The sequence below is a fragment of the Streptomyces sp. NPDC098781 genome (assembly GCF_044759995.1).
Lineage (GTDB): Bacteria > Actinomycetota > Actinomycetes > Streptomycetales > Streptomycetaceae > Streptomyces.
Genome location: NZ_JBIWAK010000002.1, coordinates 706,131 through 719,639, shown reverse-complemented (window position 1 = coordinate 719,639; position 13,509 = coordinate 706,131). Strand labels below are relative to the sequence as shown.

Annotated in this window: 13 protein-coding genes; 6 read left to right on the top strand and 7 right to left on the bottom strand. The window is 72.2% G+C overall.

Annotated elements, in window-relative coordinates; translation table 11 throughout:
• Positions 1–73 precede the first annotated feature (73 nt).
• The 4 genes from ACIQWG_RS09245 to ACIQWG_RS09230 all read right to left on the bottom strand — a co-directional run bounded on the left by ACIQWG_RS09245 (position 74) and on the right by ACIQWG_RS09230 (position 4,553).
• Positions 74–868: a hypothetical protein gene (locus tag ACIQWG_RS09245; protein ID WP_404092382.1), complete on the bottom strand. Its 795-nt coding sequence runs from the start codon at positions 866–868 to the stop codon at positions 74–76.
• A gap of 163 nt (positions 869–1,031) precedes the next feature.
• Positions 1,032–1,970 (bottom strand): N-acetylmuramoyl-L-alanine amidase, encoded by a 939-nt coding sequence (locus ACIQWG_RS09240; RefSeq protein ID WP_404092380.1) that lies wholly within the window; start codon positions 1,968–1,970, stop codon positions 1,032–1,034.
• Between the two features lie 64 nt (positions 1,971–2,034).
• Complete coding sequence (locus tag ACIQWG_RS09235) at positions 2,035–2,685, bottom strand: class I SAM-dependent methyltransferase (RefSeq protein ID WP_404092379.1); 651 nt, start codon at positions 2,683–2,685, stop codon at positions 2,035–2,037.
• A gap of 125 nt (positions 2,686–2,810) precedes the next feature.
• Positions 2,811–4,553, bottom strand: coding sequence for an MFS transporter (locus ACIQWG_RS09230; RefSeq protein ID WP_404092377.1), 1,743 nt, complete (start codon positions 4,551–4,553; stop codon positions 2,811–2,813).
• A 242-nt stretch (positions 4,554–4,795) separates the two neighbouring features.
• On the opposite strand from ACIQWG_RS09230, the gene ACIQWG_RS09225 reads away from it, so the two are divergent.
• From ACIQWG_RS09225 to ACIQWG_RS09215, 3 genes are all read left to right on the top strand, one after another.
• Positions 4,796–6,214, top strand: coding sequence for an MFS transporter (locus ACIQWG_RS09225; RefSeq protein ID WP_404092375.1), 1,419 nt, complete (start codon positions 4,796–4,798; stop codon positions 6,212–6,214).
• Positions 6,215–6,386: 172 nt separating this feature from the next.
• Positions 6,387–6,926 carry a SigE family RNA polymerase sigma factor gene (locus ACIQWG_RS09220; RefSeq protein WP_404092372.1) on the top strand — a complete coding sequence of 180 codons (540 nt, stop codon included), beginning with the start codon at positions 6,387–6,389 and terminating at the stop codon, positions 6,924–6,926.
• Complete coding sequence (locus ACIQWG_RS09215) at positions 6,926–7,762, top strand: hypothetical protein (RefSeq protein ID WP_404092369.1); 837 nt, start codon at positions 6,926–6,928, stop codon at positions 7,760–7,762. Before ACIQWG_RS09220 ends, ACIQWG_RS09215 begins: the two co-directional genes overlap by 1 nt.
• An 18-nt stretch (positions 7,763–7,780) precedes the next feature.
• Here the strand turns inward: ACIQWG_RS09215 and ACIQWG_RS09210 are convergent, their stop codons facing one another.
• Together ACIQWG_RS09210 and ACIQWG_RS09205 are read right to left on the bottom strand one after the other, a co-directional pair.
• On the bottom strand, positions 7,781–8,413 hold the full coding sequence (locus ACIQWG_RS09210; RefSeq protein ID WP_404093519.1) for a response regulator: 633 nt from the start codon (positions 8,411–8,413) through the stop codon (positions 7,781–7,783).
• 253 nt (positions 8,414–8,666) lie between these two features.
• A complete protein-coding gene (locus tag ACIQWG_RS09205; RefSeq protein WP_404092367.1) occupies positions 8,667–9,965 on the bottom strand; it encodes a sensor histidine kinase in 1,299 nt (432 codons plus the stop codon).
• Positions 9,966–10,285: 320 nt separating this feature from the next.
• Here ACIQWG_RS09205 and ACIQWG_RS09200 point away from each other — a divergent pair, with 320 nt between their 5' ends.
• Genes ACIQWG_RS09200 through ACIQWG_RS09190 form a run of 3 tightly spaced genes read left to right on the top strand, consistent with a single transcriptional unit; the run spans position 10,286 to position 13,202 of the window.
• The gene (locus tag ACIQWG_RS09200) at positions 10,286–11,143 is read left to right on the top strand and encodes a MaoC/PaaZ C-terminal domain-containing protein (RefSeq protein ID WP_404092364.1); all 858 of its coding nucleotides are present in this window, start codon (positions 10,286–10,288) and stop codon (positions 11,141–11,143) included.
• A 31-nt stretch (positions 11,144–11,174) separates the two neighbouring features.
• On the top strand, positions 11,175–12,251 hold the full coding sequence (locus tag ACIQWG_RS09195) for a Zn-dependent alcohol dehydrogenase (protein WP_404092362.1): 1,077 nt from the start codon (positions 11,175–11,177) through the stop codon (positions 12,249–12,251).
• A gap of 12 nt (positions 12,252–12,263) precedes the next feature.
• On the top strand, positions 12,264–13,202 hold the full coding sequence (locus ACIQWG_RS09190) for a 3-oxoacyl-ACP reductase (protein ID WP_404092360.1): 939 nt from the start codon (positions 12,264–12,266) through the stop codon (positions 13,200–13,202).
• A 72-nt stretch (positions 13,203–13,274) separates the two neighbouring features.
• Here ACIQWG_RS09190 and ACIQWG_RS09185 read toward each other — a convergent pair whose 3' ends face one another.
• On the bottom strand, positions 13,275–13,439 hold the full coding sequence (locus tag ACIQWG_RS09185; RefSeq protein ID WP_404092358.1) for a hypothetical protein: 165 nt from the start codon (positions 13,437–13,439) through the stop codon (positions 13,275–13,277).
• Positions 13,440–13,509 lie beyond the last annotated feature (70 nt).

The following is a 13,509-nucleotide window of genomic DNA, read 5'->3' as shown; positions in this document are numbered from 1 at the left end:
CTTCGGGCCTGCGACTGTACGACAACGGCCCCTCACCGGGAAGGGTGAGGGGCCGTGGCGCTGCCTGCTGAACTCAGCCGCGCTGAATACCCGAGGTGTCCTGAAGCACGCCCCGCCGACCGTCCTGCGTCTGCGCGACCAGGGCCGCACCACGCTGCTCGACGGCCAGGTACCAGGTGCCCGGCGCCAGTTCGGCGATCGGCGACGGCGAGCCGTCCTCCGCGAACAGCGGCCGCGGCACGGGTACGGCGAACCAGAACGGCGAGAAGTCCCCGGCGGGAGCGGGCGTGGGCGCCGGCGCCTGCGGCTGCCCACCACCGAAGGGCTGCCCCTGCTGCGGCTGACCGCCGTACGGCTGCCCGGGCTGCGGCTGCTGAGCACCCGGGTACCCGTAACCACCCTGCGGCTGCCCGCCGTAGGGCTGCGGAGCCGCGGGCCGGGGGGCCGGGAGGAGGGCGGCCTGGAGGGCGGGGACGAGGGGGGTGGCGATGGCGCCGGCGGCGAGGATCAGGGCGGCGATCAGGCCGAGGATGAGGCCGGCACCGGCGCCGTCCGCGTCGATCGTCCACCACAGCAGAGCCCAAGCGGCCGCGACCGTCAGAGCGGCACCGATGGCCGCCATGTCGAGGCCCGCCACCTTGCGCGGCTGGGGGAGAAGACGGGCGACCACGATGAGCGCGCCACCGACCACGCCAGCCATGTACGTGCCGAGTCCCAGTCCGAGGCTCATGCCCCAGGCGTTCGGGACGTCGACAGCGTTGCAGAAGCTGCCGTCACAGCTGGCAACATCGAGAAGAGACGCGATGAACAGCAATACCGCTGCTCCGATCACCACGCCGTCGCCTCGAGTGAGGGAGCGGATATTCACTTCAGGTCCTTCGTCAGTCGTCTCAACATCGGCATCGCTGGAGGCGTCGCTGTCACCATGTCGCCGTCAGGCCCGGTGTGAAGCGCGGGGGTGGCCCCTCATCGTACGAACGACCTTATCGTCCGACCGACGAGGCTGTCCGCCGGGATCAGCCCGTGGACGACTACCCCCGCAGGAAACTCACCATTCCCTCAGAGATTCCTTGCGCCGCCTTCTGCCGCCACGCCCCGCTGGTGAGCAAGGCCGCGTCCTTGCTATCGCGCATGTTGCCGCACTCGATGAACACCTTGGGAACCGTTGACAGATTGAGACCGCCGAGGTCCTTACGCGTGACCAGGCCGGTGCCCGCGCCGACGTAGTTGGAGGGGGCGCTGCCCGTGACGCGGACGAAGGAGCCCGCGATGCGCTCGCCGAGGTCGCGGGAGGGGGCGACGATGGGGCCGGTGTTCGCGGCGCCCTCGTTCACCTTGCCGGGGAGGATGACGTGGAAGCCGCGTTGGCCGGTGCCCGCGCCGTCCGCGTGGAGGGAGACGACGGCGTCGGCGTGCGCCCGGTTGCCGATCTCGGCCCGCTCGTCGACACAGGGGCCCCAGGAACGGTCGCCGTCCTGCGTGAACTTGACCGTGGCGCCCTGCTTCTCCAGCAGCGTGCGCATGCGGTGGGCGACGTCGAGGGTGAACTCGGCCTCGGAGTAGCCGTCGTTCGTCGACGTACCGGTCGTGTCGCACTCCTTCCAGTTGGTGCCGATGTTCACCTTGCGGTTGATCTCGGCCGAGTGCCGGAAGTTGTTCGGGTTGTGGCCCGGGTCGATGACCACGACCTTGCCCTTGAGGGGGCCGGAGGCGGGGTCCGTCGTCGGGGTGGGGCCCGGGGGCTTGTCGTTGTTCGTCGCGGAGATCGTCGGCGCCGAGTCCGACGGCGCCTGCGACGGCCGTACGGCGGCGTTGCCGGCGCCGTCCCCGCCGCCGGAGCCGCCCATCGCCTCGTACAGCACCCACCCGAGCAGGGCCCCGGGCACCAGGGCGGCGACCGCGACGGTCAGGGTTCGGCGGCGGCTGCGGCGGGGCTGGGGAGGATCGAAGTCCGGACCTACGTACGACACGCCTGACACCTTACGGGCCGACCCCGGCCGGCGCGGGAAGGCCACGGCCGAGCCGCGCCGGAGTTCAGATTCCCGTGCCCGTCCGCTTCAGCACCCGCAGCGAGTCCGTCACCGACACCTCGGTGAAGGCGCCGGACTCCAGCGCCCGGAGGTAGACGCGGTACGGGGCCTGGCCGGTGAACTCGTCCTTCGGGTCCGGGAACACGTCGTGGATCAGCAGCAGTCCGCCCTCCACCACATGCGGCGCCCAGCCCTCGTAGTCGGCGCTCGCGTGCTCGTCGGTGTGGCCGCCGTCGATGAAGACCAGGGCGAGGGGGGTGCTCCAGAGCTTCGCCACCTGGGGGGAGCGGCCGACCAGGGCGATCACGTGGTCCTCCAGGCCCGCCCGGCGCAGGGTGCGGCGGAACGTCGGCAGGGTGTCCATCAGGCCCAGTTCCGGGTCGACGGTCTCCGGGTCGTGGTACTCCCAGCCGGGCTGCTGCTCCTCGCTGCCGCGGTGGTGGTCGACCGTGAGGGCCGTCACCCCGGCCGCTCGGGCGGCGTCGGCGAGCAGGATGGTGGAGCGGCCGCAGTACGTGCCGACCTCCAGCAGCGGCAGACCGAGCCGTCCGGCCTCCATGGCCGCCGCGTACAGGGCCAGGCCCTCGCCCGTGGGCATGAATCCCTTCGCCGCCTCGAACGCGGCCAGAATCTCGGGCATGGGGGCCGGGGCCATGGGGGTCCTTCCGGTTGCGCACGGGCTGTCGGTGGGGGTGCGGTCGGATGACCGTACGGGCGCTCATGGTGCACCACACCCCCCGTCATGTGGACGACGGGGGGTGTGGGCGGGCGGCCGGTGCGTCAGGCGGTGACCGTTTCTCCCGGCAGCGACAGGTCCAGGTCGATCGGACCGTCGTCGCCCGTGTGGGTGGCCGACGAGGCGAGCGGGGCGTGGCCGTCGGCTCGGGCGGCCAGGACGTAGGCGCCCTGGGCGGGGACGGCGAGGGCGTAGCTGCCGTCGTCCGCGGAGAGGGTCGCGCCGGCCTGACGGCCACGGCGGTCGATCAGGGTGACCTTGGCGCGGGCCACCGGCGTGCCCTCGGCGTCGACGACCCGGCCCCGGAAGCCGCGCAGCGCCTCCTCGGCGCGGGCCAGGTTGGCGTCCTCCTCGCTGCTGGCGCGCAGCTGCGGGTGGGCGGCCGGGCGCTGCTTCGGCAGGAAGAGGGCGAGCAGGAGGCCGACGGCGACCGCGGCCGTCGCGATCAGGAAGGAGACCCGGAAGCCGTGCATGGTCGGGATCGCCACCCCGCCGACGTTGTTCGCGGTGTTCGCCAGCACCATGCCGATGACGGCGCTGGAGACGGACGTACCGATGGAACGCATCAGGGTGTTCAGGCCGTTCGCCGCGCCGGTCTCCGAGGCGGGGACCGCGCCGACGATCAGGGCGGGGAGCGAGGAGTAGGCCAGGCCGATGCCCGCGCCGAGGAGGACCGCGATCACCAGGCTCTGCCACGCGGCGCTCATCAGGCCGAGGCCGGCGCCGTAGCCGATCGCGATGATCAGCAGGCCGAGGATCAAGGTGGTCTTCGGGCCGTACTTCGCGGAGAGACGGGCGTACACGGGGGCGGTGAACATCATCGTCAGGCCCAGCGGGGCGACGAGCAGACCCGCGACGACCATGGACTGGCCGAGGCCGTAGCCGGTCTCCTTCGGGAGCTGGAGCAGCTGGGGCAGGACCAGGGAGACGACGTAGAAGCTGACGCCGACCATGATCGAGGCGAGGTTGGTGAAGAGGACCGCGGGGCGGGCGGTGGTGCGCAGGTCGACCAGGGGGGCCTTGGTGCGCAGTTCGTAGACGCCCCAGAGGAGGAGCACGGCGGCCGACGCGCCGAACATGCCGAGGGTGGTGCCGGACGTCCAGCCCCAGTCGCTGCCCTTGGTGATCGGGAGGAGGAAGAGGACCAGGCCCGCGGAGAGGCCGAGGGCGCCGAGGTGGTCGAAGGAGCCTTCCGCGCGGAGCTTGGACTCCGGTACGACGAGGAGGGTGAGGCCGATGGCGAGGACACCGAGGCCGGCGGCGCCGTAGAAGAGGGCGTGCCAGTCGGTGTGCTGGGCGACCAGGGCCGCGGCGGGCAGCGCGAGTCCGCCGCCGACGCCGATCGAGGAGCTCATCAGGGCCATCGCCGAGCCGAGCCGCTCGCGGGGCAGCATGTCGCGCATCAGGCCGATGCCCAGGGGGATCGCGCCCATCGCGAAGCCCTGGAGGGTACGGCCGACGATCATGGGGAGAAGGGTGCTGGTGAACGCGCTGATCAGTGCGCCGACCACCATCACGGACAGGCTGGCTATGAGCATGCGCCGCTTGCCGTAGAGGTCGCCGAGGCGGCCCATGATCGGCGTGGCCACCGCGCCCGAGAGCAGGGTGGAGGTCAGGACCCAGGTGGCGTTGCTGGGCTCGGTGTCCAGCAGCTGCGGCAGGTCCTTGATGACCGGGACGAGCAGGGTCTGCATCACCGCGACAACGATGCCCGCGAAGGCGAGCACCGGGACGAGGGCAGTCCCGGCCGCTCTGCCGGTGGGCTGGTCGGTCGACGTGTGCGTCATGGGGCGTGGCCTCCAGGCCGGGAAAGTGGGTACGTGCGTCATGAACTACGTATGCATGGGCAACTATTCCGATGCTTTGGCGTACTAACGAATTCTTGACCTTCTCTTGGCGTTCGGGCCCAGGTGTGCACCGGAAATGGGGGCGTAGGCCTCATGGGGCAGGGGTTGTGGGCCGCATGGGGCGCGGGGCGTAGGCCGAAATCCCGATGCCAGGAGCGTCGGGCGTTGAGAGCATGACACGCATGCTCGAAGCCGCCGACGTCACCCGCGCCCCTCGCCGTACGACCGCTCCCACCTGGCTGGTGGTGGCACTCGCGTGCGCCGGGCAGTTCCTGGTCGTCCTCGACGTGTCCGTCGTGAACGTGGCGCTGCCGTCGATGCGGGCCGATCTGGGGCTGGACGCGCAAGGGCTGCAATGGGTGGTGAACGCGTACGCCATCGCCTTCGCCGGGTTCATGCTGCTGGGCGGGCGGGCCGGTGACCTGTACGGCCGTAAGCGGATGTTCCTCGTCGGTCTGGGCCTGTTCACGCTGGCCTCGCTGGCCGGCGGGCTGGCCCAGCAGGACTGGCAGCTGCTGGCGGCGCGGACGGTGCAGGGACTGGGCGCGGCGGTGCTGGCGCCCTCGACGCTGACGATCCTGACGGCGGCCGTGCCGGAGGGAGCGGCGCGGGCGCGGGCGATAGGGACGTGGACCGCCGTCGGCGCGGGCGGCGGCGCGGCGGGCGGGCTCGTCGGCGGGGTGCTGGTGGACGTGCTGTCCTGGCGCTGGGTCCTGCTGATCAATGTGCCGGTGGGGGCCGTGGTGCTGGCCGGAGCCGTGCGGTGGCTCGCGGAGAGCCGGGCGGGGGACGGGCGGCGGCTGGACCTGCCGGGGGCGGTGCTGGTGACGGCGGGCCTCGCGACCCTGGCGTACGGCATCTCGCAGACCGAGGCCGAGGGCTGGACGGCGTCGGCCACCGTGGTGCCGCTGCTCGCCGGTCTGGCCCTGGTCGGCGCCTTCCTCGCCGTCCAGGCGCGTACGGCGGCTCCGCTGATGCCGCTCGGGCTGCTGCGGCTGCGGGCGGTGGCGTCGGCGAACGTGGCGATGTTCCTGTGCGGGTCGGCGATGTTCTGCATGTGGTTCTTCATGACGCTGTACGCGCAGAACGTGCTCCACTACACGCCGCTGGAGGCCGGCCTGGCGCTCGTGCCGAGCTCGCTGGCCGTGGTGCTCGGCTCCAAGCTCGCGCCGCGGCTGATGCGGGGTGTCGGGGCGCGGTTCGTGGCGGCGGCGGGGACGCTCGTGGCGGCGGTCGGATTCGGCTGGCAGTCGACGCTGGGCGTCCATGGCGCCTATGTGACGGCGATCATGGTGCCGGGCGTCCTGATGATGCTGGGCGCGGGGCTGGCGGCGACACCGCTGGCGGCACTGGCGACGTCCGGGGCGCGGGCAGGGGACGCCGGACTCGTCTCGGGCCTGGTCAACACCTCGCGCACGATGGGCGGTTCGCTCGGCCTCGCGGTCATGTCGACGCTCGCGGCGGCGCGTTCGGGGGGCAGTGCGACGCCGGAGGCGCTGACCGACGGGTACGCGCTGGTGTTCCGTACGTCGACGGTGGTGCTCGTGGTGGGGGTGGCGCTGATGGTGGTGTGGCTGCCGAGGAGGACGGCCGCGTCGTGACGTCCCGCTTCCCCGCCTTGCCGGCCCGGCCGCGCCTTGACGTCCCCCTGCCCCGCCTTGCCGGCCCGTCTGCCTCCTGAGCGGGTCGCCGTCCGCTGAATGAAAAGCTTGGCCGGGGGAGGCAACGATCCGGGTGGTCCATGGACTCCTTTGAATATCTAGGGAGGTGCCCATGGGGGATCGCAAGGCGGCTCGGGACTCGGAGTTCCAGAGCTTTGTCATCGGCCGCTGGCCACGCCTGATGCGGACGGCATTTCTCCTCACGGGGGAGCAGCACGCCGCGGAGGATCTGGTCCAGTCGACACTCGAACAGGTCTATGTGGCCTGGCGCAGGGTCGGCGCGGCCGACGACCCGGAGGCGTACGTACGGCGCGTGATGATCAACGCGCATGCGCGAAAACACCGCAGAAGGCTCAGGGAGTTCCTCGCGCCGAAGGACGACTCGGGAATCGCGCGCGAGATCGCGGACACCGGTGACCGCATCGGACAGGCGGAGGACCGCAATGCCCTGCTGAAGGCGCTCGCCCAACTGCCGCCACGGCAGCGGGAGGCGGTGGTCCTGCGGTACTGGGAGGACCTGACCGAGACGCAGACGGCGGAGGCGATGGGCTGCTCCGTCGGCGCGGTGAAGAGCAATGCGGCCAAGGGGATCGCGAAACTCCGCGTCATACCGGGACTGGCCGAGATGGTGACGCAGGGAGGGCGGAGCTGATGAGCGCGGACCAGGAGACCAACCACCACATGAGCGGCCACGACATGACCCGCGCGGACATCGCCCTGCTGCTGGCGGACGCCGCGGACGAGGTCGAGATCGGTATAGCCCCCTACGACGCGGTACTCCGGGGCGGCCGCCGCCGCAAGGCCCGCCGCTGGGCCGTGGCGACGGCGACGGCGCTGGTGCTGGTGGGCTCGGCGGGGACGCTGGCGGTGGCGGGGATGCCGGGCGGCGACCACGACCGCGGCTCCTCGGTGGCGACCGACCCGCCCACCGAGCCGGCGCCGGACGTGCGGACGCCCGCGCGGACCATGCTCGCGACGGGAGTCGACGGCGACAAGGAATGGCGGGTCGTCATCGATGTCTGGGAAGCGCCCCGGAACAAGCGCGAGGCAGAGGCCGAACTCGCCGCCATGGCCGAGTTCGGGCACACGCCGGTCAATCTGCGGGACGCCTCCGAACTCGTGGGCAAAAGTTCGTACGTCGTGAAACGCGCATACGGCGACGACGCGCCGGACGCGGTGATGATCGAGGATGCGTTCAGCAGCGCGGACTACTTGTCGGGCCGGGATATCGAGACCGCAGCGGTGCCCCTGGAACCAGGCACCTACAACCCGGACCGTCTGGTCGTCGGCCAGGTCGCCATGACCGCTCGGCAAGTCACCTGCACCTGGAAGGACGGTTCCACGACGGAGGTGCCCGTGGTGTCCGCGGCCTCTGACGTCAACAGCGACGACTTCGTGATCCGTCCCGTGGACGGCTCCCCGGTGAACTGGTTCGTGTGCGTGGCGCCCGAGGGGACCGCCTACAAGTCGGCGGAGGTGACGCGATAGACGTGCCGGGCCGCAGGTTCACAGCCACCCCTGCTGTCGTGCCTCCCGCAGTGCCTCCATCCGATTGCGGGTGCCCGTCTTGCCGATGGCGGAGGAGAGGTAGTTGCGGACCGTGGACTCGGACAGGTGGAGCTTGGCGGCGATGTCGGCGACCGTCGCGCCCTCGGTCGAGGCGCTCAGGACCTCGCGTTCGCGGGCGGTGAGGGGATTGGGACCGGCGCTCAGGGCGGCCGCGGCGAGGGCCGGGTCGATGACCGTCTCGCCGGTCAGCACACGGCGGACGGCGACGGCCAGTTCCTCCACGGGGCCGTCCTTGACCAGGAAGCCTGCGGCGCCCGCCTCCATGGCCCGGCGCAGATAGCCGGGGCGGCCGAACGTCGTCAGGATCAGCACCCGGCAGTCGGGAACCTGGTCGCGCAGCTCAGCCGCCGCGTCCAGGCCGCTGAGGCCGGGCAGTTCGATGTCGAGGAGGGCCACGTCGGGGCGGTGGGTGAGAGCGGTGTCCACGATCGCGTCACCGGCCGACACCTGCGCCACGACCTCGATGTCGGGCTCCATCCCGAGCAGTAAAGCGAGAGCTCCGCGCATCATGCCCTGGTCCTCGGCGAGCAGTACCCGGATGGACTTGGCGGGCCGATGGGTCCGCGGCATCTCGTTCACGGGCCAAGAGTAGGCCGTTCGGGGGCGGGCCGACCGTCCGGTGACCGGGGAAAATCGGCAGCTCGGGCCGCGGGGGAGGCCGCCGGGACCGGTTATGGCGCAGGCCGGGGGCCGGGGATGCCGGGACCGGTTATGGCGCAGACCGGGGACCGGGGATGGCGGGACCGGCTGTGGCGCAGGCTTCGGGCTCGGGGCAGGACGGGGTTGAGAGCCGCCCGGGCCGCCCGGGCCGCCCGGGAGTCGGTCAGCCGATGCCCGCGGTGGCCGACTCCCGCACGCCGGACGGCTCCACGCCGAGCGCCGACTCCCCTGCCTCCGCGGGCAGTTCGGCGGTCACGACGAAACCCCGGCCTTGCCCCGCTCCCGACCCCGTCCCCGATCCGGTCCCCGTTCCCGTCCCCGTGCCGGCCCCCGCCGTGAGCGTCCCCCCGGCCGCACTCAGCCGCTCCGCCAGCCCCTTGAGCCCCGTCCCACCGCCGACCCCCGCCTGCCGGCCCCGCTCATCGCCATCGCCGACCCCGACCCCGGCCCCGAACCCGCCCCCGACCCCGCCCCCGCCCCCGTCATCCGTCACCGTCAGCCGCACCCGTTCCCCGCCGCCCGACACGACGATCTCGCACTGCCGCGCCCCGCTGTGCCGGACGACGTTCGTGACCGCCTCCCGCACCACCCAGCCCAGCAGGGCTTCCGTCTGCGGTACGAGCGGTGCGCCCGAGCGGCGTACGACGGGCTCGATGCGGGCGGCCCGCAGTGCCGAGACCGCGCGGTCGAGTTCGGTGCTCAGGCTGCCCTGGCGGTACCCCGTCACGGCCTCGCGGATCTCCGTGAGGGCCTGGCGGCCGACCGCCTCGATGTCGTTGAGCTGGGCCTGCGCCGCCGCCACGTCCCCGGCGGCAAGGCGCCGCGCGGCCTCCGACTTCACCACGATCACCGAAAGGGTGTGGCCGAGCAGGTCGTGCAGATCCCGGGAGAAGCGCAGGCGTTCCTCCTCCACCGCGCGCCGGGCCAGTTCCTCGCGGGCCGTACGCAGTTGGCGTACCGCCTCCGACAGGGACAGGATCGCCGCCGTCACCATGGTGGAGATCCAGGTGGCGTAGGCGATGTCGAGGCCGCCCCAGCCGTCGTGGGCCACGGACACCGCTCCGGCGAGCACGCCCACGAGCAGGCCGACCGGGCGCAGCTGCGGCATCCGCACGGCGGCGCCCGTGGCCAGCCCGAGGAGTGGGAAGAACAGCAGCCAGTTGCCGCCGTAGGCCAGGGCCAGCGCGCAGGTGACCAGGCCCAGCAGGGCCAGCGCCACCCGGGTCGAGGTCGACTCCCGCTTCTCCTTCATGAAGGAGCGGAACGACACGTAGATGTAGAGCGAGTTGAACGTCAGCAGCCCGAGGCCGCCGATCCAGGGATCCGAGGTCTCCCCCTGGAAGAGGTTGGAGAAAGCGCCCATGCCCATCAGCAGCCAGGGCAGCAGGCTGTACCCGCTGGGGCTCCGCTCGTCCCTGAACGTCTCGCACGAGGCCCCGCGGGTCTTGCGCAACCAGGCCATGCCCCTGCCCCCTGTCGGGTGAGAACCGATGGCATCGACGGTACGGACCCGGGCCGCCGGACGGCAGGGGCGCACGTACGCGATCCGGCGGGACAAATGTCACGGGTGAGGGGAGCCGGGCCCGGCCGCGCCCGGACCGTCCTGACACGGCGTCAGAAGCCTTCACAACTGCGGAGCGCTCGGCTATACAGAGGGCGCCGGACTGGAACGCGTTCTAGAACGGCCCGTGACGACCTCGGTGCGGCCGACGGTGCGGACGGCCGTACCGAGGTCTTGCCCCCCGCCCCTGCCACAAGGACCCCGCGACCGTCAGGAGCCGTATGCCCATCGACGCAGCCAAGGCTCTCGCCGCCGAGCCCCGGACCGGCGAGATCTCCTGGAACTCCAAGGACGTCCAGCTGTACCACCTCGGCATCGGCGCCGGCCTGCCCGCCACCGACCCCGACGAACTGCGCTACACGCTGGAGTCCCGGCTGCACGTCCTGCCGAGCTTCGCCACGGTCGCCGGCGCCGGCGCGCCCGGCGTCATCAGCGGACTGTCTCTGCCGGGCATCGAGGTCGACCTCGCCCGCGTCCTGCACGGCGGGCAGAGCCTCACCGTGCACCGCCCCATCCCCGCCACCGGCACGGCCACCGCGACCCACCGCATCGCCGGCCTGTACGACAAGGGCAAGGCGGCCGTACTGGTGCTGCGCACCGAAGTCGCCGACGCCGACGGCCCGTTGTGGACCAACGACGCCCAGATCTTCATCCGCGGCGAGGGCGGCTTCGGCGGCGACCGGGGCCCCTCCGCCCGCCTCGAACCCCCGGCGGGCGAGCCCGCCCGGACCGTCGAGCTGCCGACCCGCGAGGACCAGGCCCTGCTCTACCGGCTCTCCGGCGACTGGAATCCGCTGCACGCCGACCCGGAGTTCGCCAAGGTCGCCGGGTTCGACAAGCCCATCCTGCACGGGCTGTGCACCTACGGCATGACCCTCAAGACGGTCGTCGGCACACTGCTCGGCGGGGACGTGACGCGGGTGCGGTCCTATGACACACGGTTCGCCGGGGTGGTGTACCCGGGGGAGACCCTGCGCATCCGCATGTGGCCCGGGGACGGGGCCGTGCGGGTCGCCGTGAGCTCGGTCGAGCGGGACGACGCGCCCGTCCTCGCCGACACCGTCGTCGAACACTCCTGAATCCAGCACGCCGTACGAGGGGAGCCGCACCATGCGCGCAGCCGTACTGCACGAGATCGGCCAGGACAAGCTGGAGGTCCTCGACGACGTCGAGGCGGTGGGCTTCGGCCCGGGGAAGGTACGGGTCCGGGTGCGGGCCACCGGGCTGTGCCACTCGGACCTGTCCGCGATGAACGGGGTACTGCCCCAGCCCGCGCCCTTCGTGCCCGGCCACGAGGGCGCCGGGGAGATCCTCGAAGTCGGGGAGGGCGTACGGCACCTGAAGCCGGGCGACCGGGTCGTCCTGTGCTGGCTGCCCGCCTGCGGCGCCTGCCCCGCGTGCAAGCGCGGCCAGACCGAGCTGTGCCTGGCCGGGTTCATGAACGCCGGCACCCCCAACTTCAAGCGCCCCGGCGGTGACGTCTTCGGCTTCGCGGGTACCGGCACCTTCACCGAGGAGGTCGTGGTCGACGCGGGCTGCGCGGTGCCGATCCCCGACGACGTGCCCTTCGACATCGCCGCGCTCATCGGCTGCGGCGTCACCACCGGGCTCGGCGCGGCCCTCAACACCGCCGATCTGGAGGCCGGTTCGTCGGTCGCCGTCATCGGCTGCGGGGGCGTCGGCATCTCCGCGATCCAGGGCGCGCGGCTCAAGGGCGCCGCCGAGATCGTCGCCGTCGACCCGGTCGCCTCGCGCTGCGAGGCCGCGCTGAAGTTCGGTGCCACCAGGGCCGTCTCCCCCGACGAGCTGGCCGACGCCAAGCAGCAGGTCACGGCGGGGGAGGGCTTCGACTACGTCTTCGAGGTGGTCGGCAGGTCGGCCACCGCCCGGACCGCCTACGAGAACACCCGGCGCGGCGGCACCCTCGTCGTCGTCGGCGCGGGCGCCATGGACGACTTCCTCCAGCTCAACATGTTCGAGCTGTTCTTCGACGAGAAGCGCATCCTGCCGTCCATGTACGGCGGCGGTGACGTCCTGCGCTCCTACGAGCGCACGATCGCCCTGTGGCGGGCCGGCCGGATCGACCTGGACGGCCTGATCACCCACCGGGTGCCGCTGGCCGAGATCAACGAGGCCCTGGACCAGATGCGTACCGGGACGGCCCTGCGTACCTGCATCGAGATCTGAGGGGTTGGGCGGATGTCACTGCCACTTGAGGGCCTGTCGGCCGTCGTCACCGGCGCCGGGCGCGGCCTGGGCCGGGCCGAGGCGCTGGAACTCGCCCGGCTCGGCGCCGCCGTGGTCGTCAACGACTACGGGCAGCCCGGCCGGGACGGCTCCGGCGCGGCCTCCGACGCCCCCGCCGAGGAGGTCGCCACCGAGATCCGCGCGGCGGGCGGCACGGCGCTCGCGCACACCGGAGACGTAGCCGACTTCCCACAGGCCCGTGAACTCGTCGAGTTGGCGATCGCCGAGTTCGGCCGGCTGGACATCCTCGTCAACAACGCGGGCATCCTGCGGGACCGCATGGTCTTCTCCATGGCGGAGGAGGAGTGGGACTCGGTGATCCGGGTCCACCTCAAGGGGCACTTCAACACCACCCGGTTCGCCGCCGCGCACTGGCGTGCGCGGTCCAAGGCGGCGGGCGGGCCGGTCTACGGGCGGATCGTGAACACCTCGTCCGAGGCGTTCCTCGCCGGATCCGCCGGGCAGCCGAACTACGCGGCGGCCAAGGGCGGCATCGTGGGCCTCACCACCTCCACCGCCCTGGCGCTCGCCAAGTATGGCGTCACCGCCAACGCCATCTGCCCGCGCGCCCGCACCCGTATGACCGAGGACGTCTTCGCGGGCCTGGAACAGCCTGAGAAGGGCCTCGACCCGCTCGCCCCGGAGCATGTCGCCCCGCTCGTCGGCTACCTGGCCTCCCCGGCCGCCGCCCGGATCAACGGACAGTTGCTCGTCGCGCACGGCGGCATGGTGGCGGTCGTCGAACGGCCCCGGGTGGCGGCGAAGTTCGACAGCAAGCAGGAGACCTTCACCTACGACGAGTTGGACGCCGTGCTCGGTGCGCACTACTCGGGTCGACCGGAGGGGGAGACGTTCGCGGCGGCGGAAGTGCTGGGGCTGAAACGGGCGTAGAGCGCCGGCCCGGTATGGGGACGGGAACGGCCCCGCCCCTCGTGGTGGGGGCGGGGCCGTGCGGCGTCAGCGTCAGGCTGCCGTCCCGCTCTCCTCGGCCGGCTTGCGGTGACGGCCGCGGGGGGCCGTCTCGCTGTCGTGGGCCGAAACCTCACCCCGGTGCCTGCCGTGGCCGGAGACCTTCTGAACGTCGTGAACGTCGGCCGGCCCCGGCTGGGTCGTGCTGGCGTTGCTCATCGGAAATTCACCCCGTCAACATGATCTTTCTAACAGCCGGGCGAGTGTAACCGGCCGACCATGGGACGAA

What these genes read in the sequence shown, in the direction of transcription:
- ACIQWG_RS09235 (WP_404092379.1), bottom strand. Translation starts at nt 2,685, where the DNA reads ATGGCCCCGGCCCCCATGCCCGAGATTCTGGCCGCGTTCGAGGCGGCG.
- ACIQWG_RS09230 (WP_404092377.1), bottom strand. Translation starts at nt 4,553, where the DNA reads ATGACGCACACGTCGACCGACCAGCCCACCGGCAGAGCGGCCGGGACT.
- ACIQWG_RS09225 (WP_404092375.1), top strand. Translation starts at nt 4,796, where the DNA reads ATGCTCGAAGCCGCCGACGTCACCCGCGCCCCTCGCCGTACGACCGCT.
- ACIQWG_RS09220 (WP_404092372.1), top strand. Translation starts at nt 6,387, where the DNA reads ATGGGGGATCGCAAGGCGGCTCGGGACTCGGAGTTCCAGAGCTTTGTC.
- ACIQWG_RS09215 (WP_404092369.1), top strand. Translation starts at nt 6,926, where the DNA reads ATGAGCGCGGACCAGGAGACCAACCACCACATGAGCGGCCACGACATG.
- ACIQWG_RS09210 (WP_404093519.1), bottom strand. Translation starts at nt 8,413, where the DNA reads ATGCCGCGGACCCATCGGCCCGCCAAGTCCATCCGGGTACTGCTCGCC.
- ACIQWG_RS09205 (WP_404092367.1), bottom strand. Translation starts at nt 9,965, where the DNA reads ATGGCCTGGTTGCGCAAGACCCGCGGGGCCTCGTGCGAGACGTTCAGG.
- ACIQWG_RS09200 (WP_404092364.1), top strand. Translation starts at nt 10,286, where the DNA reads ATGCCCATCGACGCAGCCAAGGCTCTCGCCGCCGAGCCCCGGACCGGC.
- ACIQWG_RS09195 (WP_404092362.1), top strand. Translation starts at nt 11,175, where the DNA reads ATGCGCGCAGCCGTACTGCACGAGATCGGCCAGGACAAGCTGGAGGTC.
- ACIQWG_RS09190 (WP_404092360.1), top strand. Translation starts at nt 12,264, where the DNA reads ATGTCACTGCCACTTGAGGGCCTGTCGGCCGTCGTCACCGGCGCCGGG.
- ACIQWG_RS09185 (WP_404092358.1), bottom strand. Translation starts at nt 13,439, where the DNA reads ATGAGCAACGCCAGCACGACCCAGCCGGGGCCGGCCGACGTTCACGAC.